Annotated in this window: 24 protein-coding genes; 17 read left to right on the top strand and 7 right to left on the bottom strand. The window is 73.4% G+C overall.

Annotation, left to right across the window (positions count from 1 at the left end):
• Positions 1-27 precede the first annotated feature (27 nt).
• Genes AB0M46_RS00120 through AB0M46_RS00080 form a run of 9 tightly spaced genes read left to right on the top strand, consistent with a single transcriptional unit; the run spans position 28 to position 9,286 of the window.
• Positions 28-402: a cupin domain-containing protein gene (locus tag AB0M46_RS00120; RefSeq protein WP_363331938.1), complete on the top strand. Its 375-nt coding sequence runs from the start codon at positions 28-30 to the stop codon at positions 400-402.
• Positions 395-1,759, top strand: a complete 1,365-nt coding sequence (locus tag AB0M46_RS00115; RefSeq protein WP_363331936.1) for a class I tRNA ligase family protein — start codon at positions 395-397, stop codon at positions 1,757-1,759. The genes AB0M46_RS00120 and AB0M46_RS00115 overlap by 8 nt, the downstream gene beginning before the upstream one ends.
• Positions 1,756-2,700, top strand: coding sequence for an FAD-binding oxidoreductase (locus AB0M46_RS00110; RefSeq protein ID WP_363331935.1), 945 nt, complete (start codon positions 1,756-1,758; stop codon positions 2,698-2,700). The genes AB0M46_RS00115 and AB0M46_RS00110 overlap by 4 nt, the downstream gene beginning before the upstream one ends.
• Entirely contained in the window at positions 2,687-3,967 is a 1,281-nt protein-coding gene (locus tag AB0M46_RS00105) for a SidA/IucD/PvdA family monooxygenase (RefSeq protein ID WP_363331934.1), read from the top strand. The genes AB0M46_RS00110 and AB0M46_RS00105 overlap by 14 nt, the downstream gene beginning before the upstream one ends.
• The gene (locus tag AB0M46_RS00100) at positions 3,964-4,293 is read left to right on the top strand and encodes a hypothetical protein (RefSeq protein ID WP_363331933.1); all 330 of its coding nucleotides are present in this window, start codon (positions 3,964-3,966) and stop codon (positions 4,291-4,293) included. Before AB0M46_RS00105 ends, AB0M46_RS00100 begins: the two co-directional genes overlap by 4 nt.
• Entirely contained in the window at positions 4,290-5,513 is a 1,224-nt protein-coding gene (locus AB0M46_RS00095) for an ATP-grasp domain-containing protein (protein WP_363331932.1), read from the top strand. The genes AB0M46_RS00100 and AB0M46_RS00095 overlap by 4 nt, the downstream gene beginning before the upstream one ends.
• The gene (locus tag AB0M46_RS00090; protein WP_363331931.1) at positions 5,510-6,739 is read left to right on the top strand and encodes an MFS transporter; all 1,230 of its coding nucleotides are present in this window, start codon (positions 5,510-5,512) and stop codon (positions 6,737-6,739) included. Before AB0M46_RS00095 ends, AB0M46_RS00090 begins: the two co-directional genes overlap by 4 nt.
• Entirely contained in the window at positions 6,732-7,982 is a 1,251-nt protein-coding gene (locus AB0M46_RS00085; protein ID WP_363331930.1) for an ATP-grasp domain-containing protein, read from the top strand. Before AB0M46_RS00090 ends, AB0M46_RS00085 begins: the two co-directional genes overlap by 8 nt.
• Positions 7,979-9,286: a hypothetical protein gene (locus AB0M46_RS00080; RefSeq protein ID WP_363331929.1), complete on the top strand. Its 1,308-nt coding sequence runs from the start codon at positions 7,979-7,981 to the stop codon at positions 9,284-9,286. Before AB0M46_RS00085 ends, AB0M46_RS00080 begins: the two co-directional genes overlap by 4 nt.
• On the opposite strand, the gene AB0M46_RS00075 is transcribed toward AB0M46_RS00080, so the two are convergent.
• Complete coding sequence (locus AB0M46_RS00075; RefSeq protein WP_363331928.1) at positions 9,257-10,423, bottom strand: aromatic ring-hydroxylating dioxygenase subunit alpha; 1,167 nt, start codon at positions 10,421-10,423, stop codon at positions 9,257-9,259. The genes AB0M46_RS00080 and AB0M46_RS00075 overlap by 30 nt on opposite strands.
• Positions 10,424-10,505: 82 nt before the next feature.
• A complete protein-coding gene (locus AB0M46_RS00070) occupies positions 10,506-10,871 on the bottom strand; it encodes a DUF2203 domain-containing protein (protein WP_363331927.1) in 366 nt (121 codons plus the stop codon).
• 134 nt (positions 10,872-11,005) lie between these two features.
• On the opposite strand from AB0M46_RS00070, the gene AB0M46_RS00065 reads away from it, so the two are divergent.
• From AB0M46_RS00065 to AB0M46_RS00055, 3 genes are all read left to right on the top strand, one after another.
• Complete coding sequence (locus AB0M46_RS00065) at positions 11,006-11,986, top strand: toll/interleukin-1 receptor domain-containing protein (RefSeq protein ID WP_363331926.1); 981 nt, start codon at positions 11,006-11,008, stop codon at positions 11,984-11,986.
• Positions 11,987-12,241: 255 nt separating this feature from the next.
• The gene (locus AB0M46_RS00060) at positions 12,242-12,445 is read left to right on the top strand and encodes a cold-shock protein (RefSeq protein WP_363331925.1); all 204 of its coding nucleotides are present in this window, start codon (positions 12,242-12,244) and stop codon (positions 12,443-12,445) included.
• Between the two features lie 125 nt (positions 12,446-12,570).
• On the top strand, positions 12,571-13,611 hold the full coding sequence (locus AB0M46_RS00055) for an acyl-CoA desaturase (RefSeq protein ID WP_363331924.1): 1,041 nt from the start codon (positions 12,571-12,573) through the stop codon (positions 13,609-13,611).
• A gap of 228 nt (positions 13,612-13,839) precedes the next feature.
• Here AB0M46_RS00055 and AB0M46_RS00050 read toward each other — a convergent pair whose 3' ends face one another.
• On the bottom strand, positions 13,840-15,237 hold the full coding sequence (locus tag AB0M46_RS00050; protein ID WP_363331923.1) for a DEAD/DEAH box helicase: 1,398 nt from the start codon (positions 15,235-15,237) through the stop codon (positions 13,840-13,842).
• Positions 15,238-15,415: 178 nt separating this feature from the next.
• A complete protein-coding gene (locus AB0M46_RS00045) occupies positions 15,416-15,634 on the bottom strand; it encodes a hypothetical protein (RefSeq protein WP_363331922.1) in 219 nt (72 codons plus the stop codon).
• A gap of 90 nt (positions 15,635-15,724) precedes the next feature.
• On the opposite strand from AB0M46_RS00045, the gene AB0M46_RS00040 reads away from it, so the two are divergent.
• Positions 15,725-15,949, top strand: coding sequence for a hypothetical protein (locus AB0M46_RS00040; protein WP_363331921.1), 225 nt, complete (start codon positions 15,725-15,727; stop codon positions 15,947-15,949).
• A 107-nt stretch (positions 15,950-16,056) separates the two neighbouring features.
• On the opposite strand, the gene AB0M46_RS00035 is transcribed toward AB0M46_RS00040, so the two are convergent.
• On the bottom strand, positions 16,057-17,190 hold the full coding sequence (locus AB0M46_RS00035) for a YbdK family carboxylate-amine ligase (RefSeq protein WP_363331920.1): 1,134 nt from the start codon (positions 17,188-17,190) through the stop codon (positions 16,057-16,059).
• 133 nt (positions 17,191-17,323) lie between these two features.
• Here AB0M46_RS00035 and AB0M46_RS00030 point away from each other — a divergent pair, with 133 nt between their 5' ends.
• Positions 17,324-18,169 carry a class II glutamine amidotransferase gene (locus AB0M46_RS00030; protein ID WP_363331919.1) on the top strand — a complete coding sequence of 282 codons (846 nt, stop codon included), beginning with the start codon at positions 17,324-17,326 and terminating at the stop codon, positions 18,167-18,169.
• A 54-nt stretch (positions 18,170-18,223) separates the two neighbouring features.
• Here the strand turns inward: AB0M46_RS00030 and AB0M46_RS00025 are convergent, their stop codons facing one another.
• Positions 18,224-19,870 carry a beta-1,3-glucanase family protein gene (locus tag AB0M46_RS00025; RefSeq protein ID WP_363331918.1) on the bottom strand — a complete coding sequence of 549 codons (1,647 nt, stop codon included), beginning with the start codon at positions 19,868-19,870 and terminating at the stop codon, positions 18,224-18,226.
• 249 nt (positions 19,871-20,119) lie between these two features.
• On the opposite strand from AB0M46_RS00025, the gene AB0M46_RS00020 reads away from it, so the two are divergent.
• From AB0M46_RS00020 to AB0M46_RS00010, 3 genes are all read left to right on the top strand, one after another.
• The gene (locus AB0M46_RS00020) at positions 20,120-20,695 is read left to right on the top strand and encodes a hypothetical protein (protein WP_363331917.1); all 576 of its coding nucleotides are present in this window, start codon (positions 20,120-20,122) and stop codon (positions 20,693-20,695) included.
• Positions 20,696-20,839: 144 nt separating this feature from the next.
• Positions 20,840-22,897: an NAD-dependent DNA ligase LigA gene (gene ligA / locus AB0M46_RS00015; RefSeq protein ID WP_363331916.1), complete on the top strand. Its 2,058-nt coding sequence runs from the start codon at positions 20,840-20,842 to the stop codon at positions 22,895-22,897.
• Between the two features lie 290 nt (positions 22,898-23,187).
• Positions 23,188-23,943 (top strand): aminoglycoside phosphotransferase family protein, encoded by a 756-nt coding sequence (locus AB0M46_RS00010; protein ID WP_363331915.1) that lies wholly within the window; start codon positions 23,188-23,190, stop codon positions 23,941-23,943.
• A 230-nt stretch (positions 23,944-24,173) separates the two neighbouring features.
• Here the strand turns inward: AB0M46_RS00010 and AB0M46_RS00005 are convergent, their stop codons facing one another.
• Positions 24,174-26,126, bottom strand: coding sequence for a hypothetical protein (locus AB0M46_RS00005; protein WP_363331914.1), 1,953 nt, complete (start codon positions 26,124-26,126; stop codon positions 24,174-24,176).
• Between the last annotated feature and the right edge of the window lie 256 nt (positions 26,127-26,382).

Raw genomic sequence — 26,382 nt, 5'->3', positions numbered from 1 at the left:
CAGGGACGCACCCCGAGACTGGCCGCCATGCGGACGTATCAGCTGTCCGACGGGCCCAACGAGCCGGTCGGGGACGTGGACGTGTTCCGGTGGGACGGCTATGAGCGCGCGGGCGCCATGCCGTTCCGGGCGATGTGGTACCGCGTGCCGGCCGGCGGCGTGAGCCCGGCCGACCGGCACCCGGAGCTGGAGCTGTCGATCGTGGTCAGCGGCGACGCGGCGGTGTCGGTCGACGGTGCTGAGCCGGTCGAGGTGCGGCAGGGGGGCGCGTTCCTGCTCGAGGCGGGGGAGCGGCACGTGGTGCACAACCGCCGGCCCGACGAGCCGCTGGTCGTCTTCAGCGCCTACTGGTTCGAGCAAGGTCCGAAGAGGGCTGCGAAAAGAGGGCAGAACGATGGCTGAGCCGGAGCCGATGGTCGACGTGGTGTCCATCCCGCCGCCGACCGCGAACGGCCCGCTGCACGTCGGGCATCTCTCGGGGCCGTACCTCGCGGCCGACTTCGCCGCCCGGGCCGCCCGGGCCCGGGGCGAGTACGTGCTGGCCATGGCCGGCGTCGACGTGCACCAGAACTACGTGCTGACCCGGGCCGAGCTCGACGGCGTCGACGTGGACAAGATGGTCGACGGCTACCGCGACGACATCGTCGAGGCGTTGCGCCGGGCCCGCATCGGCTACGACGCCTTCGTCGACCCGCGGGCCGAGGGCTACGCCCCGGCGATGGCCGGCATGGTGGCCCGGCTGGTCGAGCGCGGCGCCCTGCCGCTGCGCGAGCTGGAGCTGCACCGCTGCGCCGGCTGCGCCCGCACCCTGCACCACTCCTACGTCGAGGGCCTGTGCGGCGCCTGCGGCCACGAGGCCTGCGGCGGCGGCTGCGAGGGCTGCGGCGGCTTCACCTCGGCCCAGACCATGGTCGAGGTGCGCTGCGCCCGCTGCGGCGGCGCCCCGGTGCCGTTCACCGCCACGATCCCCGTGCTCGACCTGGAGCGGCACCGGGCCGCCCTGGAGTCGCTGTGGCTGCGCGCCGAGCTGCCGGTCGACGTGCGTGCCCTGATCGGCACGGCCCTGCGGGGGGAGCTGCCGGTGATCCCGGCCGCGTACCCGACCGACTGGGGCGTGCCCGGCACGGGCCCGATCGACGGCATGCGCGTCGACGTCTACGTCGAGGTCTGTCTCAACCTGGTCCGCGGGGTCGCCCACGCGCTGCAGCCCGGGGTGGAGGAGGACCCGGCCGCCTACGCCGACGTGTGGCGGCGGCGGGTGCGCGGCATGTGGAACTTCTACGGCATCGACAACGCCTACTTCTACGGCATCATGTGGCCGGCCCTGCTCGCCTCGGCCGGCGTCGACCTCGGGCGGCTGGCCGGCATGAGCGTGGTGAACCGGTTCTTCACCCTCGACGGCTTCAAGTTCTCCACCAGCCGCAACCACGCCATCTGGGCCAACGACCTGCTCGCCGGCGCCGACCCGGCGATCGTGCGGCTGTTCCTGGCGTTCAACCGGCCCGACCGGGTCGGCAGCGACTTCACCCGGGAGACCTTCGAGGCCTTCGCCGCCTACGTCCGGCCGCTGCTGGAGGGCACCGTCCACCCGCACGCACTGCCGCCGGAGCTGATCGAGGCCGAGCGCCGGCGCGGGGAGCTGGCGCTGCGCTACACCGGCTTCGACGCCCCGCTGGCCGCTCGGGCGCTGCTGGCCCTGCTGGCCGCGGGCGGGGACGCCGGCGCGACGTTACGGTCCGTGCTCACCGGCGGCGCGTGATGCGGGTCGGCATCCTCGGCGCCGGGATCGCCGGCACGACCCTGGCCTGGCGCCTGGCCGGCGCCGGGGTCCGGGTCGAGCTCGCCACCGGCCCGCCCGGGCGCACGGACGCAACCGCGGTCTCCGGCGGCGCGGTGCGCTCCTACGACCCGGACCCCGTCCAGCGCTGCCTGGCCACCGCGAGCCTGGCCGAGCTGCGCGGCAGCCCGGCCCTGCTGGAGTGGTCCCGCTTCCGCCCGATGCCGACGGTCCTGGTCGGCGAGCCGGGCCCGCTCGGCACCGGGGACCTGGAGGGCCTTGGCTGGGCAGGCCTGGCCGCCGGTACCACCGCCGTGCGGGACGACACCGGCGGCCGCATCGACGTCGCGGCGCTGCGCGACGCGCTGCTGCGCGACCTCGAGGGCCGCCCCGGCGCGGCAATCGGCCAGCGGCTCAGCGGCGAGCCGGACGTGCTCGTCTACGCGACCGGCGCCTGGACCCCGGCGCTGCTGGCGAGGGCCGGACTGGCCACATTGGACCTGAAGGTCAAGGCGATCCGGTACACCGTGCACCGGCTGCTCGGCCCGCCCCCGCCGATCTTCTGCGACGGCCCGCTCTACGGCATCCCGCTCGGCGACGGCCGCCTCATCGCGGGCGTGGCCACCGACGAGTGGGGCGTCGAGCCCGGCGCCCCGCCCACCGCGCCGCCGGCCGACGTCGCGGCACTGCTGGGCCGCCGCCTGCCCGGGCTGCGCATCGGCCCGCCGCTGGGCCGCGCCGACGCCACCGACTGCTACGCCGACCCGCCGGTCCTCGCCCTGCGCGAGGTCCCTGGCACGGGGGGACGCATGCACGTATTCACCGGGGGCTCCGGGGGCGCGGCCAAGACCGCGCTCGCCGCCGCCGCCCGGGCCACCGACCAACTCATGCACATCCAGGAGGAAGCGCGTGCAACCCACTGAGCTGCCGACCTATCACACCGTCGGGATCGGGGCCGGGCCGGCCAACCTGAGCCTCGCCGCCCTGCTACCGGCCGCCGGCCTCGGCCCGGTCGCCCTCTTCGACCGCCAGCCCGGCCCGGCCTGGCACCCGGCGCTGCTGAGCCCCGGCGTGCGGATGCAGACGTCGTGGATGAAGGACCTCGTCTCGCTCGTCGACCCGCGGCACCCCCTGACGTTCATGAACTACCTGGTCACCACCGGCCGGCTGTTCGCGCTGCTCAACGCCCAGTTCGACACCATCCCGCGGCTGGAGTACGTGCGGTACCTCACCTGGGCCGCCCGCCGCATCGAGGGCATCCACTACGGCACGGACGTCGAGCGGATCACCTACACCGACGACGGCTTCGAGCTCTTCGCCGGCGGCCGCCCCATCGCCCGGGCCCGGCACCTGTCGATCGGCGTCGGCACCCGCGCCTCCCGCCCCGCGTGGCTGGACGGCCTGCCGGACACCGCGTTCATCGCCGACGACCTCGGCTGGCACATCGGCGCCATGAAGGCCGCCGAGGGGGCCCTGGACGCGCCGGTCGCCGTGGTCGGCGGCGGGCAGACCGGCCTCGAGTGCGTGCTCAAGCTGCTGTACGCGGGCTTCACCGACGTGCGCTGGCTGGGCCGTCGGCAGTGGTTCCAGACCATCGACGACTCGCCCGTGGCCAACGAGTTCTACCGCCCGGCCCACGGCCAGTTCCTGCAGCAGCTCAGCCGGGGCACCCGTCGCCGGCTCGTGGTCGAGCAGGGCCCGACCGGCGACGCGCTGACCCCCGGCGCGCTGCGGGTGCTGTACCAGAGCAACTACGACCGCATGCTCGACCTCGACCGGTTCCCGGCGGTGCTGTACCCCGGCCGCGACGTCGTCTCCGTCGCCGCCGACGGCGGGGAGCTGGTCATGCGCTGCGAGACCCCGGGCGGCCGGGAGGAGCACCGGGCGCGGTACGTCGTCGTCGCCGTCGGCCGCGAGGCGAGCCCGGTCCCGTTCGACGACGACCTGGCGGAGCGGGTGGAGTACGACGACGACGGCGACATGCTCATCGAGCCCGACTACTCGCTGCGGTGGAAGGGGATGAACGGCCACCGCATCTTCGTGCTCAACCGGGCCCGGTACAGCCACGGCGTGCCGGACGCCAACCTGACCCTGCTGCCGGTGCGGGCCGCGACCGTCATCAACGCGATGGCCGGCCGCCAGGTCTTCAACGTCATCGACGACCTCTGCCCGGTGCGGTGGATCGCATGAGCACCACCGTCAGCACCTACGACGGGCTGGTCGTGCAGCCCGAGGAGCCCAACGGCGCCGTCGGTTGCTACCACCAGGACGGCACGCTGGTGTGGGCCGAGTTCGAGGGCGGGCCGGTGCGCTCCGGGCGCCTGGTCGGCACGTGCGGGTCCGACGGCGTCATCAGCGCCGCCTACTGCCAGGTCATGGCCGACGGGGCGGTGATCGCCGGCACCTGCGTCAGCACCCCCGACCGGCTCGCCGACGGCCGGCTGCGGCTCACCGAGCGCTGGCGGCGCGCCGACGGCTCGGCCGGCACCTCGCGCATCGAGGAAGTGCCGGCATGACGACCGTGGCGAAGCCGCTCATCCTGCTGGTCGGCACCGGCATGCGCGACTACCGGCAGTACCTGCTGGAGTCCATCTCCCCGCACTACCGCCTGCACCTGCTCAGCCCGTCCGCCCCGACCTGGGAGCCGCCGTACCTCTCCGGCGCCACCCAGGTGCCCGACCTCGCCGACGTCGATGCGCTCACCGTGGCCGGCAAGGCGGTCGAGGACGTGGCCGGCGTGCTGTGCTGGGACGAGGCGCTCATCCTGCCCGCCGCCCATCTGGCCGCGGCGCTCGGCGCGCCCCGCCCGGGCGTGGCCGCGGTCGCCGCCTGCCGGGACAAGCACGCCACCCGGTCCGCCCTCGCCGCGGCCGGCGTCCCGCAGCCCGAGTCGGTCCTGGTCGGCTCGCTCGAGGAGGCCCTCGCCGCGGCCGGGGGCATCGGCTACCCGGTCGTGCTCAAGCCCCGTGCGCTGGCCGCCAGCCTCGGCGTGGTCCGCGCCGACGGGCCGGCCGACGTCGAGCGGCACTTCGCCTTCGCCCGCGACACCACCGTCCCCGGCGCCCCGTCCTACGAGGTGTCGGTGCTCGTCGAGCAGTACGCCGACGGCCCGGAGATCAGCGTCGACTCGGTCGTGCACGACGGCGTGCTGACCCCGGTGGTCCTGGCCCGCAAGGAGGTCGGCTACGAGCCCTACTTCGAGGAGCTCGGCCACATCGTCGACGGCGCCGACCCGCTGCTCGCCGACGAGGGGCTCCGGGCGGTACTGCAGCACGCCCACGACGCCATCGGCCTGCGCGACGGCTTCACGCACACCGAACTGCGCCTGACCGCGGACGCCCCGCTCGTCATCGAGATCAACGCGCGGCTCGGCGGCGGGCTCATCCCGCACCTGGGCACCCTGGCCACGGGCGTCGACCCGGGCCCGGCCGCCGCGGCGGCCGCCTGCGGCCTCCCGCCCGAGGTGGCCCGGGACCGTTCGCGCGTCGCCGGCATCCGGTTCTTCTACGCCGACGCCGAGGACACCACGGTCGCGTCGATCGCGTTCGACGCCGAGGCCCTGCCGCCCGCGATCGCCGAGGCGGTGACCCTGGTCAAACCCGGCGCCGTCGTCTCGCCGCCGCCGAGGGGCACCACCTTCGGCCGGCTCGCGTTCGCCATCGCGGTCGCGCAGACGGCCGCCGAGTGCCGCGCCGCGCTCGACGGGGCCGGCGCCGCGCTGCGGGTGACCACGTGACCGCCGCCGTCGCCACCGCGGAGGAGCACGCCGAGGCGGGCGTCCTCGCCACGCTGCGGGCCACGTCCGCGCCGGTGCGGGCGCTGCTCGTCGGTGTGCTGGTGAACCGGCTGGGGACATTCTTCCAGGCGTACCTCGTGCTGTTCCTCACCACGCGCGGGTTCTCCTCGGCCCAGGCCGGGTGGGCGCTGGGCGGCTACGGGGCCGGCACGATCGGCGGGCTGCTCGCCGGCGGGGCGCTCGCGGACCGGCTCGGGCCGCGCCGGACCACGCTGCTGAGCATGGCGGGCTCGGCGGTGCTGCTGCCGGCCGTGCTGTACCTGCACCGGTACGCCGCCATCCTGGTCGTCGTCGCGCTGGTCGGGCTGAGCACCCAGCTCTTTCGGCCGGCCGCCTCGGCGATGCTCGCCTCGCACACCGCCCGGCACCGCCGCGTGATGATCTTCGCGGTGTACCGGCTGGTGCAGAACATCGGAGCGAGCACCGCCCCGCTGCTCGGCGCGCTGCTCGTCGCGGTCTCCTACACGCTGCTGTACTGGGTGGAGGCCGGCTCGACCGCGGTCTTCGCGCTCGTGGCCGTGTTCCTGTTCCCGCGCGGGCGCGACGGGGCCAAGTCCGGGGCGCCGGTCCGCGGCGGCTACGGCGCGATGCTGGGCGACCGGCGCTACGTGCTCTTCCTCGGTGCCATGTTCCTCAACATCTTCGTCTACGTGCAGTACATCGCCGTGCTGCCGCTGGCCATGCGTGCCGAGGGGCTGGCCACCGGCTGGTACGCGGCCATGCTCGCGCTCAACGGCCTCATGGTGGTCGCGTTCGAGCTGCTCGTCACCAAGGTCACCCAGCGCCGGGCGCCGCGTTACGTGGCCGCCGCCGGGTTCCTGCTGCTCGGCGTCGGGCAGGGGCTGTACGGCTTCGGCTGGGGCGTGGTCGCGTTCGTGGCCGGCACCGTGCTGTGGTCCCTCGCCGAGCTGGTCGGCGGCCCGACGATGTTCGCCTACCCGGCGCTGGCCGCCCCGGAGGAGCTGCTGGGCCGCTACCAGGGCGCGGCCCAGGCCATGTTCGGCCTTGGCACCGTGCTCGGCCCCATCTGCGGCGTCGCGCTGTGGCTGGCCCTCGGGCCGCCGGTGTGGTGGCTCTTCGGCGCCGCCAGCCTGCTCGGCCTGGTCGTGGCCTGGACCGCGATGCGCGACACCCAACCGGCAGCGAAGGAGAGCGCCAATGCCTGAGCAGTATGCGGTCCTCGTGGAACCGATCTCCACCGGGCAGGAGTACGCCGAGGCGTTCCGGGCCGAGGGGCTGACCCCCATCGCCGTCATGACCTCCGAGCGGGCGGTCCCCGCGTTCGCGCACACCTGGCACCCGGAGAACTTCGCCAAGGTGCACGTCCTCGGGCAGCGCAGCGTCGCCGACCTGGCCGGGGAGCTGCGGCAGTACGACCCCCAATGGCTCATCCCGGGATCGGAGGTGGGCGTCGAGCTGTGCGACGCGCTCACCGGCATCCTGTGCCCGCAGGCCGGGAACGACTCGTCGACCACGCTGGACCGGCGCGACAAGTGGCACATGGCGAAGGCCCTCGGGCGGGCCGGGCTGGCGCACCTGCGTCAGCACTGCTCGGCCGACCGGGACGAGCTGGACGCCTGGATCGCCGAGCAGGGCCTGGCCGGCGGGCGGTTCGTGGTCAAGCCGCCGAAGTCCGCGGCCACCGACGACGTGCACCTCATCCGGCCCGGCGAGGACTGGCACCCGGTCTTCGACCGAATCCTGGGCAAGATCAACTACGGTGGGCTGCGCAACGAGGCCGTGCTGGTGCAGGAGTACGCCGAGGGCACCGAGTTCCTCATCGACACGTACTCGGTCGACGGCCGGCACGGCCTGGTCGACGTGTGCCGCTACGCCAAGGCCCGCCGCGACGACCGGATCGGCATCTACGAGCGGGTGCAGTTCCTGGCCCCGGACGACCCCGACGTGGCGGAGATCCGGCCGTACGTCTTCGCCGTCCTCGACGCCCTCGGCGTGCGCAACGGCTGCGGGCACAGCGAGGTCATGCTCACCAAGCACGGCCCGCGGCTGATGGAGGTCGGGGCCCGCCCGGCCGGCGGCGGCCACCAGATGATCACCCGGATGGCCACGGGCGACAGCCAGATCGCCCGGACGGTCGCGCACCGGCTGCACGGGCGGTTCCGCCCCGACTACGAGCTGCGGCAGCACCTGTCGGCGGTCTTCATCTCCTCGCCCGCGGCCGGCATCTGGCGCAACGGCGACATCTTCGACGGCGTCGACGCGCTGCCGTCCTTCGTCGCCAAGCACTTCCCGTTCGGCACCGGCGACCTGGTGCCGGCCAGCGACGACCTGGTGACGTTCCTGGCCTGGGTCATCCTGGCCGGCCCGGACCCGGACCGGATCGAGGCCGACTACCAGCACATCCGGGCCATCGAGGGCCGGATCGAGATCGAGAAGGTGCCGTCGTGAACTCCATGACCCGGGCGTACCTCGACGCCGTCGCCGCCGGGCGCGTGCCGCCCGACGAACTGGTCAAGGCGCTCGGCGGGGCCGGGCTCAACGACACGTACTACGGGAACGGTCACCTGCCCCGCCCGCTGTTCCTGTCGAGGGCCCAGCGCGACGGGCTCGACGCGGACCTGCGCGTGCTGCACGCCGCCCTCACCAGCCTGCCGGACCGGCTCTTCGACGGCGACGCGGCCGCCTTCGCCGCCGCCGTCGGCGCGCAGGGCCCGCAGATCGACGCCGCGCGGGCGGCCAAGGGGCAGGTCACCCGGCTGGCCCGGGCCGACCTCTACGCCGACGCCGAGGGCTTCAAGCTGCTCGAGCTCAACGTGACCGGCGCGGTCGGCGGGCTGGAGAACGCGCGGCTCAACGAGGCGTACCTGGAGAGCCCGGCCTTCGCCCAGTTCGCCGCCGAGCACAACCTCGGCCACGTCGACACCCTGGTGGCGCTGGCCGAGACGCTCGGCGACGAGACGGGCACGGCCGGCCGGCAGCCGCTGGTCGGCATCGTGGACTGGCCGGACAGCTACCCGCACCTGGAGGTCCAGCTGCGCCGCAACGCCGAGCTGCTCGGCGAGCGCGGGGTGGAGGCGATCGTCGGGCACGTCGGGATGCTGCAGTACCGCGACGGCGGTGTCTGGCTGCACGGCCGCCGCCTCGACGTGGTGTACCGGCTCTTCCTGGTCGAGTCGCTGCTGCGCCCGGGCGGCGCCGGCCTGCTGGCCCCCGTGCTGGCGGCGGCCGCCCGCAGCGAGGTCGCCATGTTCACCCCGATCGCCTCGGAGCTCTACGGCAGCAAGACGGCCCTGGTGCTGCTGTCCGACGAGCGGCACCGGGACCGCTTCTGCGCGGCCGAGCTGGACGTCATCGACCGGGTGCTGCCGTGGACGCGGCGGCTGCAGGCCGGCCCGGTCACCGTCGACGGCGAGCGGGCCGACCTGCTCGACTACGCGCTGCGCGACCGGGAGCGGCTGGTCGTCAAGGCGACGATGCTGCACGGCGGGCACGGCTTCGTGGCCGGCTGGCTGGTCGGGCCGGACGAGTGGGAGCGGGAGCTGCGCCGGGCCGAGGGCGGCCCGTTCGTGCTGCAGCGGCGGGTGGTGCCCGAGCCGGAGCTCATGCCGGACCCGTACACGGCCACGTGGGGCGTGTTCCTCACCGGCCGCGGCTACGCCGGGACGTTCGTGCGCGCCGTCGCCGGGCGCGACGCCGGCGTGGTCGCCTACACCGGCGGCGCGCTAGCCGGGTGTGTCTTCCACGAGCGCTGACGTCGCCTTGCGCAGGGCCGCGACCGGGTCGAGGTACGCGGCGGCGACGAGGGCGATCCACTGGTACACGGCGTCCTCGTTGTCCGCCAGCGGCCCGGGCACGTAGTGCGGGGAGGACAGGCCGCGCTGCACCGACTCGCAGGCCGCCCAGTCCTGCCGGTTGGTGAGGTCCCAGAAGTCGACCGCGTAGGCCGGGTCGACGTCCGGGTCGGGGAAGTACCAGGTGCACTCGATGTCGGTGCGGTCCGGCGCCACCGGGGTGAGCCGGTGGGTCATGACGTAGTCGGGGTGCGCCGAGACGAGCAGGTTCGGGAACAGCGCCACGTAGAGGATGGTGCGCCGCGGCGCCCCGGCGATGCACCGGCCCGGGCCGCGGCCGTCGAACGACATCGTCTCGGCGTGCTCGCGCAGGTCCATCGTGCCGCCCACCCAGGCGCCCGGCAGCGCCCAGTTGTCGCCGGAGGCAGGCGGCGAGACCCGGCACAGCTCGGGGTGGATGAGCGGGCAGTGGTAGCACTCCTGGTAGTTCTCGACCACGACCTTCCAGTTGGCCGCGATCCGGTAGTCGTGCCGGGCGGCCTTGCGCAGACTGCCGAAGTTGTACGGCGCGAGCAGCCCGTCCAGCGCACCGGTGTACGACCCGATGTGCGGCGCCGGGTGCCCGGCGTTGACCAGCAGCCAGCCGTGCCACTCGGCCACGCGCAGCTCCACCAGGCTCAGCTCGCTGGTGTCGGTCGCGGCGAGGTGCGGCGCGGTGGCGAGGGAGCCGTCGAGGCGGTAGGCCCAGCCGTGGTACGGGCACACGGCCGACGGGCGGTCCGCGACCTCCCCGTCGGCCAGCAGCTCGTGGCCCCGGTGCCGGCACACGTTGGCGAAGGCCCGGGGTGCGCCGCGCTCGCCGAAGGTGAGCAGCACGCCGACGTCACCGGCGGTGACCGCGCGCTGGGTGCAGCCCTCGCGCAGCTCGTCGAGGCGGCCCACGCACGTCCAGGCGCCGGCGAAGAGGTGGCGGCGCTCCCAGGCGAGCACGGCCGGGTCGGTGTACGCGGCCGCCGGCAGCGTCCGGGACGCCCCGAACGGCCGCAGCGCCGCCTCGACCGCGTGGGGGTCGAGCGGCGCCGCGGGGATGTCGGTCATATCTCCAGAGGATGCCCGCTGTACCTCCCGCAGCGCCACCGTCGACCCGGGCGACATCGGGGTCGGTAGCGCGGGCTTCGGGTCAGGAGGGGAGCGGACGGCGGCCGGCGAAGCCGAGGTCGACGCGGTGGTACCAGTCGATGCCGGCGTCGCCCTCCAGCCAGCACAGCAGCACCTCTTCGCCACCGAGCTCGGCCTGGAAGTCCAGCAGCAGCGGGGCCAGCCCCTTGAGGTGTACCCCGGTGTCCTGCACGGTGGTGATCAGCTCGTCCAGCAGCGCCTCGGCCGCCTTGAGCTCCGGCATGCCGCCCAGCGGCGTCGGCGCGCCACCCGGGCTCAGCGACGCGGCCAGCTCGGCGGCGTCGGCCCGCACGGCGACCAGCCGGTCGAGCGTCGGGCGGAGCCGGGCCAGCTCGGCGCGGGCCTCGGCCACGGTGAACAGCGCCATGCCGAGTAGGGTGTCATGCCCCGGCCCGCGGCGCGCGTCCGGGCCGCGCAACGGGCGGTGCGGCCGGGTTCGTCCCGATGCCGCGGCCGCCTCCGGGGAGGGCCCGGTTCGCGCGGGGTCACTAGCCTGGGCCGGTGACTGTGCTTCGGCCGCAGATCTTCATGTCGTACTCGCGGCGCGACGAGGACTACGTGCGCGACCTCCGGGGCGATCTGCTCTCCTCCGGGGTCGAATGCTGGATCGACACCGCCAACATCCGGGCCGGCGACCGGCTGAATCCGGCGATCGAGGAGGCCATCTCGCGATCGAGCCTCATGTTCGCGTACGTCACGAAGAGCTATCTGCGCTCGCGCTGGTGCATGAAGGAGCTCCGGCACGCGCTCGCGTCGCCGCAGGTCACGGTGGCGCCCTACGCGGACTCCCCGGAGACGCTCACCGAGGTCCCGGCCGACCTGATCGACGAGATCGCCTTCGGCGTCCTCACGCCCGAGGCGCGCACCCGCGCGCTGGTCGAGCTGGCCGGCCGGGCCTGGGCGTCGCTGCAGACCGTCCAGCGGGTCGTCCCGGCCGGCAACCACATCCTCGCCGGGCCGGCCATCTTCGACTCGGCCGGCTACTCACGCGCCGACCTGATGCGGCGCGCCCGCAAGGAGCTGATCCTGGCCGGACCGAACCTGCGCAGCTGGCTCAGCGACCGTGAGTGCAAGCGCGGCCTCGTCGCCCTGGTCAAGGAGCGCCACGTCCGGGTCACCCTCATCCTGACGACCTATGCGTGCCTTCGCCCGATCGCGGCCGAGGGCGCCGTACACCTGCGGGAGAGCGCCAAGGACATCCGGTCGATGCTCGCCGAGCTCGACGGCGAGGAGCGGGACCTCATGTCGGCCCACTTCCACGTCGGCGCGGCGACGCTCTCCGCGGTGATCGTCGACCCGACGACGCCGGAGGGCATCCTGTTCTTCAGCCCCCGGTGGGCGATCCAGTTCCTGCCGCAGGACCGGATGACCTGCGTCATCGACAAGACGATCAACTCCGCGGATCTGTTCAAGGCGGTGTACAACGGGGTGCTGCTGATGACCCAGGGCGACGCGATGAGCGTCGAGGAGATGCTGGCCTAACGGCGTGGGAAAGGCTGTCGGCCATCTGTCATCGTGCCAGCCGTCGGAGCTGCCGCAACGCGGTCTTGCGGGGGCCTGCCCGTGCTACGTTTGCGCTGTTGCAGTCTTGATTTCCATGTACGTTGCCGCGCCCGTGGGTACCACACCTGCGGGCGCTGTCAGTATTGCCGGTCTGGCCGGAGCAGGGTGATCAAAGCGGCGACGCGGGAGGACCACACCGTGTGGCCTCCATCTGCCTTGCGAAGGAGCAAGCACATGACCGTCGGTACTGTGAAGTGGTTCAACGCGGAGAAGGGCTTCGGCTTCATCACCCCGGATGGCGGTGGCGCCGATGTGTTCGCCCACTACTCCGCGATCTCGGCGGGCGGCTTCCGCAGCCTCGAGGAGAACCAGCGGGTGGAGTTCGACATCACCCAGGGTCAGAAGGGGCCGCAGGCGGCCAACATCCGCGCCATCTGAGCGACCCGTGTCGCACTGAGCGTGCCCGGCCGATCCGGTCTTCGACCGACCGGCCGGGCCGTCGCGGTTCTGCGAGGCGTCCCCCCCCGTCATGTCATGCATGCGTGCAGCCAGGAGATCGAACCATGTCACCGTCGCAGCCGGCGCCGCCCACCGTCCGCCTCGGGCACGGCAGCCAGTACGCGCACCTGCTGCGCCTCGTCAAGGCGGCCGGTCTGCTCGACCGGCGGCCCCGCTACTACCGGTGGAAGATGGCCGTCATGACGGCGCTGTTCCTGGGTGGCTGGGCCGCATTCGTCGCCATCGGTGACTCCTGGTGGCAGCTCGCGACCGCCGCCTTCCTGGCGTTCGTCTTCACCCAGCTCGGCTTCCTCGGCCACGACGCCGGACATCGGCAGATGTTCAGCTCGAGCAGGGCGAACTACGTCGTGGGTGTCCTGCACGCGAACCTCGCCATCGGCCTGAGCTACGGCTGGTGGATCGACAAGCACAACCGGCACCACGCCCATCCCAACGAGGAGGGCAAGGACCCCGACATCGAGATCGGCGCACTGGCGTTCACGGCCGCCCAGGCCCGCGGCCGGGGCCGGACCGCTGCGGTCGTCTACCGCTATCAGGCGTACCTCTTCTTCCCGCTGCTGCTGCTGGAGGCCCTCAGCCTGCACCTGTCGAGCCTCCGTGCCCTGGCCCGGCGCGCGATTCGCCGCCCCGGCTGGGAGACCGCGCTGTTCGCCGCGCACGTCGCCGGCTACCTGACGGCCGTGTTCGTGGTCCTGTCGCCGCTGCAGGGGGTGGCCTTCATCCTGCTCCACCAGGGACTCTTCGGGCTGTACCTCGGCTGCTCCTTCGCGCCGAACCACAAGGGCATGGCGATGCTCCGCCCGGACGACCGCACCGACTACCTGCGCCGGCAGGTGCTCACGTCGCGCAACGTGCGCGGGCACTGGCTCACCGACTTCATGCTCGGTGGCCTGAACTACCAGATCGAGCACCATCTGTTCCCCAGCATGCCGCGCCCGAACCTGCGCCGGGCCCAGGCCATGGTCAGGCAGTTCTGCCACGCGCACGACCTGGCGTACTGCCAGACGAGCCTGCTGGCCTCGTACGCCCAGGCGTTGCGCCACCTGAACGCGGTCGGACGCACTCCCTACCCCGTCGGCGCCTGAGGCCCGGCCGCCCTGACCAGCCGCCGGGAATGCCGGCCGCCGCCCTGTTCAAAGCTCGGTGCCGGCCGGCGCCTGAGGCCTGGCCGTCATGGCAGGCCGCCGGGAATGCCGGCCGCGGCCCTGTTCAGGCTCGTCCCGGGCGGCCTCGGCTCAGGCTCGTCCCGGGCGGCCTCGGCTCAGGCTCGTCCCGGGCGGCCTCGGCTCAGGCTCGTCCCGGGCGGCCTCGGCTCAGGCTCGTCCCGCCCGGCCTCGGCGAGCGCCCGGCCGGGCCCGGGTGGAGAAGGCCGCCGCACCGGATCGTGCCGGCGCGGACTTTGCCGAGGCGGTCAGCGACGGCTCACCGCCGCGGCGTCCCGCGTCGCCCCGGGCGGCCTGAACCTCACGCCGAGGGCCGGTGGGCTGCGGGGCCGGCTGGGCGACCAGCGTCCGCTCCCCGGGCGCGAGCGTGCGCAGCAGCGCGTCGCCGGGGCGCAGCCGGGTGGTGGTCGCGGCGATGCCGGCCTTGCGGGTCAGTTCCCGGACCTCGGGCGCCTGTCCGTCGGTCATCAGCGTGACGACGGTGCCGGCCGCGCCGGCCCGGGCGGTGCGGCCCGAGCGGTGCAGGTACGCCTTGTGCTCCGCCGGCGGGTCGGCGTGCACGACCAGGGCCACGTCCTTGACGTCGGTGCCCCGGGCGGCGATGTCGGTGGCAACGAGCGTGCGCACGTCCCCGTCGGAGAACGCCCGCAGGTTCCTGGTGCGCGCGGCCTGGGCGAGATTGCCGTGCAGTTCCACGGCCGGCACGCCGGCCGCGACCAGCCGGCGGGTCAGCAGCTTCGCCCCCCGCTTGGTGCGGGTGAACACGACGGTGCGGCCCGGCGCGGCGGTCAGCTCGACCAGCACGGCGAACCGGTCCTCGGTGCGCACGTGCAGGACGTGGTGCGTCATCGCGGCGACCGGCGAGAGCTTCGAGTCGACGCTGCGCTCGACCGGGTCGGTGAGGAACTGCCGCACCAGCACGTCGACGCCGTCGTCGAGCGTGGCGGAGAACAGCAGGCGCTGCCCGCCGCGCGGGGTCCGCTCCATCAGCCGCCGTACGGTGGGCAGGAACCCGAGGTCGGCCATGTGGTCGGCCTCGTCGAGCACGGTGATCTCGATGGCGTCCAGGCGCGCGTGGCCGGCCTCGACGAGGTCGGCGAGGCGTCCGGGGCAGGCCACCACGACGTCGACCCCGGCGCGCAGCCCGGCGACCTGGGGCCCGGCGGCGACGCCGCCGAAGATGGTCATCGTCCGCAGCGACAGCGCCTTGGCCAGCGGCGCCATCACGGCGTCGATCTGGGCGGCCAGTTCGCGGGTGGGCGCGAGGATCAGCGCCCGGGGCCGCCCGGCCCGCCGGGGCGTGGCTGCGGCGGCCAGGCGGGTGAGCACCGCCAGCACGAAGGCGTAGGTCTTGCCCGAGCCGGTGCGGCCCCGGCCGAGCACGTCGCGCCCGGCGAGCGCGTCGGGCAGGGTCGCGGCCTGGATCGGGAAGGGCCGGTTCACCCCGGTCGCGGCCAGCACGCGGATGAGCGCGTCGGGCACGCCGAGGTCGGCGAAGGTCGGGGATTTGGGCGAGGGGGTCTGCTGCTGCGGGCGGCGTGCCGCCATAGAGGCTCCGTACGTCGAAGGGACGTCCCGCCCGGCGCTGACCGTTTCGGTCGCGGCGCGTGGCGTCGGACATCGAACCCGGCCCGCCAGGATCGGGCGGGTCGCGCCGCCATTCTACTCGACCCTGCCACGAGGCCCGCTGCCCGCTGACCGGCGGTGGGCAGCGGGCAGCGGCCGGTCAGTGCGCCACGGCCTGCCACCGGCTCCGCCCGGCCATCCACGCCCCGGCCAGGATCTCCGCGGACTGCCGGCTCGGGCACTGGTGAATCTTCGACCGGCCGGCGCCGCCGCCGGCTTGGGCCTCGACCTCCCATGATTCGCCATCGGTGCGGATGTACACATCGCGACGCCCTCGCACGGTGCTGTCGCCGTTCCACCAATGACGTTCGATTCTCACCTACCGACCGTATAACACCAGGCCCGGCCAAGGAACGCGGGCGATCTTGGCGCGGCCGACGATCACCTGTGGTGCGCGTAGGCTGACCGTATGGCGATGATTGTGCTGCGTATCCGGCTGATTACCGGCGACAGCCTGGACGTCGCGTACGAGGACGCCGACGCCTCCGACGTCGACGAGGCGGCCGAGCGCGTGATCGCCGCCCTCGCCGCCGACTCCGGCATGATCCGCACCCGCCACGGCGACCGGGTGGTCGTGCTGTACGGACGCGGCGTGGCGGCCCTGGAACTGGCACCTCGCGGCGCGGTCCTGTAGCTGTACGTCGTCGTCCCATAGCTGTACGTCGTCGGGCCGGAGCGTCGGCCGGCAGGCACCCGAGCCGGGCGCACACGCGCCCGGCTCTGCGGCCGGCGACACGGACCTCAGACGGCCCAGGCGAGCTGGCGGGCGGTGGCCGAGTGGGGCGCGGTGTGGTCGGCCAGGGCGGCGATGAACGCGCGCGGGCGGGGATCGTGGTGGCGCAGGGTGCGCTGACGCTCGGCCCCCGTGCCGTTGTGGCAGAGCCAGCCGAGCCGGGCGTGCACGGCGGCTGCGTCGCCGAACTCGGCCAGGGCCGGGGTTATCTTGCGCAGCAGCACCCGCAGCTGGTCGGCGATCGCGGCCGCGGGCCGCCCGGGCGGCTGGGGGCCGCGCACCACGAGGCCGTGCCGGGCCGCGGCGGCCAGGTCCTCCTCGACCTCGCCCGCGCCCCGGCGCTCGGCCGGGCGGCCGTGGCGGATGTCGTCGATCAGGGTCGCGACCAGCGCGCGGGCGATGCCGGCGAAGAGCACCGTGTCGGCCGCGCGCAGGCACGTGTCGGCCACCCGTAACTCGATGGTGGGGAAGCGGCCGGAGAGCCGGGCCAGCAGGTGGACGCCGCCCACGTCCAGCGCGGTGCCGTCGGCGATGAGCCCGGCGATCGCCCGGTCGTACTCGGCCGCGTCGGCCCAGGCCTCGGGGGCCCGGAACGTCGGCCAGTGGCGGCGGGCCTCGTAGCGGGCGCTGCCGAGGCCGGTGTCGGCGCCGCCGACGAAGGGGGAGTTGGCGCTCAGCGCGAGCAGCGGCGCGAGCCAGGGACGCAGCCGGCCGAGCACGCCGACGGCCAGGTCGCGGTCGGCCACCCCGACGTGCACGTGGCATCCGCAGGTGCCCGCGGCGGCCGCGGTCGCGGCGGGAAAGCGGGCGGCCAGGCGGTGGTACCGCGCGTCGTCGGCCAGCGCCTCCAGCGGGCCGCGCCGGAAGGGCGGCACGCCGGTCGCGACGAGCCGCGCCCCGGACAGCGCGGCGGCGCGGGAGGCGACCCAGCGCAGCTCGGCCAGCTCGTCGTGCAGCCGGTCGAGCCGGGTGTGCACGCCGCTGGCGGTCTCCAGCTGGTACGCCGTGAATTCGTGCCGCAGGCGGTCGTCGCCGTCGGTGACCCGCAGCACGCCGGCCGACACCGGTGCCACGGAGCCGTCCGGCTCCAGCAGCAGGAACTCCTCTTCGACGCCTACGGTGAGCACGCCTACGGTGAGCATCGTCGCTCGCCTCCCTTCACGGACGCTTGCTTGTCGGGTGAAGCGTCACCCCGCGCCGCGACCCCGCACGTCATCCCGCCCGGGTGAGTGGCCGCTGTGGCCGGGCGCCGACGATCGGGTGAGGAGGTGCCACATGTGCCGATGGCTCGCGTACTCGGGGACGCCGATCCTGCTCGAGGAACTGCTCTACAAGCCCGAGCACTCGCTGATCGATCAGAGCATGCACGCCCGGCTCGGCGTCGGGACCACCAACGGCGACGGGTTCGGTGTCGGCTGGTACACCCCGGACGGGACGGCCGAGCCGACGCTGTTCCGCGGCACCGGGCCGGCCTGGGGCGACGAGAACCTGCGGGAGCTGGCGCACTCGGTGCGCTCGGGGCTGTTCCTGGCGCACATCCGGGCCAGCACCGGCACGCCGGTACAGCAGACCAACTGCCACCCGTTCCGGCACGGGCGGTGGCTGTGGCTGCACAACGGGCGGATTCGCGGCTACGCCAAGCTCAAGCGCACCCTGGCCATGTCCGTCGACCCGGAGCTGTACCCCGACATCGGCGGCTCCACCGACTCCGAGTTGATGTTCTACCTGGCGCTCACCTACGGGCTGGAGGCCGACCCGGTCTCCGCGGTCGAGCACATGGTGGGCCGGATCGAGGACGCCGGGCGCCGCAACGGCATCGACAACCCGGTGCAGATGACGGTGGCGATGACCGACGGCGAGCGGCTGTGGGCGTTTCGCTACTCGACCGAGCGCAACAGCCGGTCGCTGTACTGCAGCACCGCCGTCGACACGCTGCGCGAGATGTACCCCGACAACAACGTCCTGCAGCAGGTGTCGGACGAGACCCGGATCGTGGTGTCCGAGCCGCTGGGCGGGCTGGTCGGTGCCTGGCAGCCGGTCGCCGAGTCCAGCTACGAGCTGGTGGAGCCCGGCGTCGGCACGGTCGGCACGGTCGGCCCGTTCCAGCCCGTACCCTGCTGAGGCTTGATCGCGCCGGGCGGGGGGCGTGCCCCGCCCGGCGGATCGCATCGATCGCTATGGCTGGGCGACCAGGCGGAAGGACTGGGCGCCGGTGCTGTTGCAGGTCCACTGCTGCAGCTGGACGCTGTCGGCGGTGGAGGAGCCCGGGACGTCCAGGCACTTGCCGCTGTTGCGGCTCACGAAGTGGTAGTAGCCGCCGGACTCGGCCACCGGGAGCCACTGCTGGTTGGCGCCGCCGCCGTAGGCCCACAGCTGGACCAGGGCGCCGTCGGCCGTCGATACGCCGTTGACGTCCAGGACCTGGGCCGCGTTGCTGCGGTTGTTGACCCGCGCGTAGCCGCTGTCCGTGCCCTGCTGCTGGAACTGCTGCGCGTAGCTGTTGTTGCAGGTGTACTGCTGGATCGCGGTGCCGTTCGCGGTGCCCGACGAGCGGGCGTCCACGCACTTGCCGCTGTTCTTGTTGACGATGCTCGACCAGCCGCTCGGCGCGCCGCCACCACCGGCGCCGAAGGGGCTCAGGACGATCGCGGCCGAGCGCGGGTCCGAGTCGGTGACGAGGGACTCGAAGTGCCCGACGTCATCGAACGGGAAGGCGTACGCGCGGCCGTCGGTCATGTTGGCGTGGACGACCCTCGCGTACTGGTTGGTCGGGTTGTTCTTGTAGAAGCCGGCCGAGTTGAGGTCCGGCTGGGTGTCGACCGTGCCCAGGGTGCCGCGGTTCAGGGCGGCGCACAGAGTGCGCGAGATCGGGCCGACGACCTGGTCGTTCGGGGCCGGCAGGTTGCCCGCGCAGCCCCAGACGTCCGCCGAGCCCGGCTTGTTGAAGGAGGCCACGACCGCGCCCGAGGTGTTGGTGAAGGTCATGGTGTTGCCACTGGTCCGGCCGAAGTACTTCGTGTTCGGCTGGTCGGCGAAGGGCACGACGGTGAGCGTCTTGGACGTGTAGGCGTTCCAGGCGCTCGTGATGTACGAGTCGAGGTACGTGGCGCTGAGCAGCCCGGAGCTGGCCGCCTTACCGGGGGAGAGCACGCGCAGCACGGTGCCGTCGCTGCGGGTGTACACCGTGCTCGCCCAGCCGGACTGGGCCTTGATCTGGTTGATGACGTTGTTGCGGCCGTCGTTGACCGGGTCGCCGGTGCGCTGGGTGGCCCCGCTGGCGCCGGTGACCGCGACCGCGTGCGGCACCGCGAACATGTCGACCTGGCTGCTGTTGATCCACAGCCCGGCGTCGTTGTAGGTGAACTCGCTCCAGTCGAACAGGATGTTCTGGTTCGGGTCGCCGGCCGCCCATGGAGCCGGCTGCACGAGCCCGTCCGGCGTCAGGAAGAACTTGAGCTTTTCGCCGAACGAGAAGTACACCCGGCCGGAGAAACCCCGCGGGAACCGCAGCGTGGCCGAGCCCCCGTTGCCGGGCCCGCCGATCGAGACGTCCGGGGCCGGCGAGGGCGGGATGGCGCCGCCGCTCCACTGGGTGAACGTCCCGGCCGAGTTGACGTAGCCGAGCTTGCCGGTGGCCAGGTTGACGCCGAGGACGTAGAGGTAGACGGCGTCCCCGCGCCCGGTGCTGTTGGTGACGGTGACGGGCAGCAGCGCCGGCCCGACCGCATGTGCGGCCGGCGCTGCGCCCGCGACCACGACCGCCGTGGCGGCGACGGCCGTGGCCAGCCCGGTCATGAGGCCGAGCAGCTTTCGTGTACGCATTGAGGGGGTGTCCTCCGTTCGGACGATGTCACCCCGGACCGGCCCTCGCCCGGTATTGGCGGCCGGGGCGGGACATGTGCAGAGAGCGCTCTCCACATCCGCGAAGGAAGGGAAATGAGGGCGGGCGGCGGATGCTGAGAGCGCTCTCACGATATGATCGATGGGCATGTATGTCAATACGCTTGAGATCCGTGGCCGGCCTGCCGGGTTTTCCGGACGAATCCGACATCTCGGGCTTACGCTGATGGTGTGTCCGTTGACGTCCGGGTTGCCTATCAGGAGATGCTGGCCTCGATCGTGGTGCCGCTGCTCGTCGAGCGAGGGTTCGCCGAGGCTCGGGGGCGGCACCTGTGGGTAGCCGGGAACGGCGACGCCATCTCGCTGTGGTTCCAGGGCTCGCAGCCGACGTTCCCCGGACAGGTCGCGTTCTTCGTCAATGTCGATGCGGCGACCGGGCGCTGGGTGGAGTACCGCCGCCGGGAAGACCCCGACGCGGACGTCGCCGCGCTGCTCGGGCAGGTCTACGGGAGGGTGCGGCCCGGGGACGGGTACGCCTTCCATCGGGGCAGCGACGACTGGAACCTGCGGCAGGCCGATGCGGCGCCCGAGTACGGGGCCGAGGTGCGCCGGATGCTCGACGACGTCGTGCTGCCCGGGCTGGAGCGGCATCTCGCGCTGAACGCGACGCTCGAGCGGGCCATCGCCGGCGGGGCGGTGCAGTCGGCGTTCGAGCGGCCGCCGGAGCTGCCCGGGGTCATCAACCGGATGTCGTACCTCGAGCAGGACGACGGGTACGTGCAGTGGCTGCGGCGGGCCGGCTTCTAGGCCGGCCCTACGGGCGTTCGGGACCGCCGGCTTCCCGGCCGAGGACCTCGACGGCCTGACCTCGACGGCCTGACGGCGGCGACCCGAGGCGAGCCGGTCGTCTCGCCGCCGATTTTGTCGTACCCCCTGACTAGGCTCCCCCGCATGACGTTCCAAACGCTCGCCGACTACCGCGCCGCCGTTGCCCACATCCGGGAGGCGGCCGCCGCCTACTACGCCGGGCCCGACCTGGCGATGGACGACGCCGACTACGACGCCCTCATGGCGCGGGTGGCGGCGACGGAGGACGAGCACCCCGACTGGAAGGTCGACGACTCGCCGACCGACGTCGTCGCGGCCGGCGGCGGGGTGGTCGGCGACGTCGTGCACAGCGAGCCGATGCTGAGCCTGGACAACGTCTTCGACGCCGACACGCTGCGCAAGTGGGCGCAGCGGCTGGAGCGGCTGCTGGGCCGGCCCGCCGACGGCTACACCGTCGAGCCGAAGATCGACGGCCTGGCCATCGCCGCCCGCTACGAGGACGGCCGCCTCGTGCAGGTCGCCACCCGCGGCGACGGCCGGGCCGGCGAGGACGTCACCGGCCAGGCGCGCCGGGCCGCGGGCCTGCCCGAGCGGCTCGCCGAGCCGCGCACCATCGAGGTGCGGGGCGAGGTGTTCATGACCGACGCCGACTTCGAGGTCGCCAACGCCATGCGCACCGGCACGGGCGAGCCACCGTTCGCGCACCCACGCAGCGCGGCGGCCGGCACACTGCGTGCGCAGGATCGGACCTACGACGCGCCGTTGTCCTTTCTGGCGTATGGCGTGCGCGGCCTCGGCGACGGCCCGCACTCGGCCGCCATGGCCGAGCTGATCCGCCTCGGCGTCTCCTCCACCGCCGGCATGCCCGTCTGCACCGGCATCGACGACCTGCTCGCCGCGGTCGAGGCGCTCAACGCGAGCCGCGGCACCCTCGGCTACGGCATCGACGGCGCCGTCATCAAGGCCGACCAGCCGGCCGACCGCGACCTGGCCGGCTCCTCCAGCCGCGCCCCGCGCTGGGGCATCGCCTACAAGTTCCCGGCCGACACCCGCACCACCCGGCTCAAGGCGATCGAGGTCCAGGTCGGCCGCACCGGCGTCATCACCCCGGTCGCCGTCCTCGAGCCGGTCCAGATCAGCGGCGTCATCGTCACCTCGGCCACCCTGCACAACTTCGACGACCTCGTCCGCCGCAACGTGCGCCCCGGCGACACCGTCTTCGTCCGCCGCGCCGGCGACGTCATCCCCGAGATCACCGGCGCCAAGCTCGACGAGCGCCCGGCCGACGCCCAGCCCTTCGAGCCCCCGGCTCACTGCCCCCGCTGCGACGGCGAGATCGACCGCACCCAGAAGCGCTGGCGCTGCACCCGCGGCCGGGCCTGCGGCGCCCGCGAGGCCCTGTCGTACTACGCGGCCCGCGACTCCATGGACATCGAGGGCCTCGGCGGCAAGCTCATCGACATGCTCACCGCCGCCGGCCTGGTGACCGACCCGGCCGACCTCTACGACCTGCAGGCCCCGACGCTGGCCGCCCTCGACCGCATGGGCGAGGTCTCCGCCGCCAAGCTGGTCGCCGCCATCCAGACCTCCAAGGCCCAGCCCATGTCCCGGGTGCTGACCGGCCTGGGCGTGCGCATGACCGGCCGCTCGATGTCCCGCCGCCTGGCCACCCACTTCGGCACCATGGAGGCTCTGCTTACCGCCTCCGTCGCCGACCTGCAGGAGGTGGAGGGCGTCGGCCCGGAGCGCGCCGTGACCATCGCCGCTGAGCTCGTCGACCTCCAGCCGGTCATCGCCCGCCTCACGACCCGCGGCGTCAACATGACCGAGCCGACCCACCGCCCCCGCCCGGCCGCCGCCTCCAACGCCGCCTCTGACGCCTCGCCCGACGGCTCCGACGCCGACCCGGCCGCCGCCGTCGCCCTGCTCCCCTTGCAGAAGGACGACGGCACGCCGATGACGGTGGTGGTGACCGGCTCGGTCCCGGGCCTGACCCGCAACGAGGGCAACGAGGCCGTGGAGCGCCTCGGCGGCCGATCGTCCGGCTCGGTCTCGAAGAAGACGGACCTCGTGGTGGTGGGGGAGGGCGCGGGCTCGAAGGCGGCCAAGGCCGAGGAACTGGGCGTCCGTATCATGCCGGCTGAGGAGTTCGCCGCCCTCCTGCAAACCGCGTCCGCCTGACCCGCCCGCCCGCCCGCCCGCGTCGGCTCGGCCCGGCTCGGCCTGTCCGCGTCCGGCCCACCTGCCTTCGTCGGTCGCCGGGGTTCGCGTTCCGCCCCGGGCCGGGGCTGTCCGCGTCCGGCCTCCGGATTCAACGCCGGCGCCGGGTCCACGGGGCTGTGCCGCGGGCTGGGCCCGTCTGCTAGCGGGAATTCCGGGTGGGCGGCCACGTTCGTGAACCGTCTTGCAGGTGCCGAGCGCGACATCAATCGGTCGCGATGTCGGACCGGGTAGCCCGCTACGGTCGGGGCATGGCACATGAACGTGTCGCGGTGATAGGTGATCGGGTGTATCGGCCTGCCGGGTGGTGGACCCCGACGGTGCATGCGCTGCTGAGGTATCTGCACGACGTGGGTTTCACCCGGGTACCGAGGCCGCTCGGCGTGGTCGACGGCCGAGAGGTTCTCGACTTCATTCCGGGCGACTCGGGGTCGGCTGGTTGGCGGCGGGTTGTGCCCGAGGCTGGCCTGCGGGCGCTGGCCCGGCTGCTTCGTGAGTACCACCAGGCGGTTGAGGGCTTCGTCGCACCGCCCGATGCCTGCTGGGCGTTGGCGAATGGGCCTGCCGGGGCAGGTGAGGTCATCTGTCACGGCGACTTCGGCCCGTGGAACATCGTGTGGGACGGCTTGGTCCCGGTGGGTCTGGTGGACTTCGACTTCGCCCAGCCTGGCGAAGCGCTCGACGATGTGGCATACGCCTTGGGGTACGTGGTGCCATTCTGCGACGACGCGCAGGCGATGCGTTGGCAGGGTTACGACATGCCACCGGACCGCGCCGAACGCATCGCCATCTTCGCCGATGAGTACGGGCTTGCCACCGTCGACGGGCTCGTCGAGGCGGTGATCCGCCGGCAAGAGATGGACGGTGTGTACGTGCGTGCCTTGGCCGAGCGGGGGCTGGAACCGCAACGCACCTGGGTTGCGCAAGGGTTCTGCGAGGAACTCGCGGCCCGGGCACAGTGGTCCAGGGACAACCGGGCGCTGTTCCGGTCATCACCATCGGATTGACAGCCAGGCTGAGGGTTGTCCGCATACGGCCGCTGCCTGAAGCCGATCCGCCCTGAGGCTCGCCGCTGGTCCCCGCCCTCACTCGGTCGGCGGGGCGCCCGTTCCTGGACTCTCCTGGCCTGCGGGCATGCCTGCCTGATGCCCTTGGCTGGAGGGCCGCGCGCTCTCTGGCCGCGTCCGGGTCGGCTGCGAGCGTTCCTGCTTGCCGTTGCTGGGCAGCGAGGTGCGCCCTAAGGTCTGTATCGAAGTCCGGTCGTAATGCCGGGCTTGTTCAACAGTTCGGGTTGTGCGTCTCGTCGTTCCGGCGTGGTCCTGGCCACTGGTGTGGTGGTGGGGCTCATCCGGGGTTGTCGAGGGCTCGTTCCGAAGGTTCGCCGAGCGCCCCGCCACCGACCGTGCTGGCTGGTGGTGGGCTGCGGCCGCCGCGACCGTCCACCAGTGTGGTGGGGGTCGGGGTGGTGGGTTCCGGTTGACTCGGTCAGGGCTCCTTGCAGCCCTACGTTGATGGTCTCGACCCTGTACCGGGCGAGGGTCGCCCGGGCCGCGTCCCAGTCGACCCGGGCGGTGGCGGGCTGGGCGGGGTCGGTGAGCACGGTGTGCGCGCCGATGAGGGCGGCGACGAGGTCGCGGTCCCCGGCCAGCCCACAGCTGGGACAGCAGTGGCGGCGATCGGCCAGGCCCTTCGGGACTCGCTGGCTGCAGAGGCAGTGTTGGGTCCAGGCGGTGTGCCGGGTTCCGGCCCGCACCAGCCCCGGCCCGCGGCCGGTGTGGGCGGTGACGGCGGTGGTTTCGCGGCGCAGCGCGGTCAGCAGCATGCCTGGGGTGAAGGCGTGGATACCGCGGCCCCACCGCCGGGCCCAGACACGGATATCGGCGTCCTCGACCACCAGGCTCGCGCCGTGGACCGCGACCAGGGCCGCGGCGGTGATGCGGGCGCGGGTGTGCCCGGCTTTGGTGCGGGCAGCACCGTCGGCGGCGGCCCGTCCGCGGAGCCGCCGGTAGGTGTTCGACGCGATGTCATGCCGGTAGGCGCGGACCGGTATCCCGGCCGTGTTCGCGACCCGTGGCCCGCCGGGCACCGTGACCTGCACCGGTGGGAGCCCGGCCGCGCGGCGGCGGTCGGCGCGGCGTTGTTGGCGTGGTGAGAGCCGGTACTGGCCGGGGTTCGCGGCGCGGCGGGACCGGTCCAGGGCCCGGTTGCGGCGCCGCTGCCGCAGCCGCTCCGCCGCCAGGGCGGTGTCGTGGTCGCCGGTGCGGGCGACACGGCTGGCCGCCAACCCGCCGTCCATGCTGGTGGGGACGGAAACGATGGTCAGGTTGGACACGTTGACGTCCACCCCGCCCCGCCGCTCCAGCCGCGCGGCCGCCTGACGGCGCTGCGTGACGGCGGGTGAGGTGTAGCCGGGGCCGAGGACCATCAGGTGCGCCTCGTACCGCCACCCACCCGGGCTGCCCGGATCGCGGTGCCGGACCAGGTCAATCTTGTGCCATCTGTCGGGATCGGCGAGGTAGTGCTCCAGGACCGGCCAGCGGCCCGGGCCTTGCGGCAGCCGCACCGGTATGACCAGGTCACCCCCGCCAAGGCCGGTGCACACGATCGCGAACGGGCCGTCGTGGTCCCACCACGACCGCACCGGCACGCCCGCGGCGGTGGCGGTGACGGCCGGCATCCGGCGCGGCTGCCACAACCGGCCACCGTGCCCGAACGTGGCGCAGTGCCCGGCCAGGCTCCCCACGAGCCGGAACGTCTCCCACTTCCGGGCCCGGGTATGGGAACGAGCCCGGCCCGGGATCGCGGCAAACTCCCACCAGCCGCCCGGGCGGGGTCGGCCATGCCGGCGGCCGGTGACGTCGGGGAACAGATGCCGTACGGTCGCTTGCCACACCCCGTCGGCCAGGTGCATGGCCAGGGCCTTGGTCAGGTACCGCCGCAGGTGCGGTGCACCGTCCAGATGCCGGTAGGCGGCGTGTTCCAGCCCGCTGCGAGACAACCCGAGCCGGCCCCGGACCGCCTCCGGGCCCGCCGCCGCCCGCTCACAGCGGGCGGCCCAGAAGGCGTCGACCCGGGCCCGGGCGTCACGCTGCACCGCCCGCCGGACCGCGAACGCGGCCCCGAACACCCGCTCCAACACCAGCCGCACCCGCGGCTCATGCACATCCAGCGGCAGACGCAACACCGACACCGGACCCTCATGCTGCCACGGCACCGCCCGATTCGGCCCCCGACGCCGCGGTCCTGCCCCCGCCACACATCGACACTACCCAACGCCACCGCTTAGCCGGACACCCGCAACGACACCTACTACGGACAGCAGCGCTGATGGCACAGACTTTGATACGCCCCCTAGGTGACTGGTGTTAAACGATGGCCGCCACTGGCGTGGCGGCCATCGTTTTGGATCTATTTCGGGTAGTTTGCTGGGATGGCGTTAGGCAGGG

It is taken from the genome of Dactylosporangium sp. NPDC051485, from assembly GCF_040682015.1.
Taxonomy (GTDB): Bacteria; Actinomycetota; Actinomycetes; order Mycobacteriales; family Micromonosporaceae; genus Dactylosporangium.
Note: the sequence above shows the minus strand (reverse complement) of the source record. Positions and strands in the feature narration are given on the sequence as shown.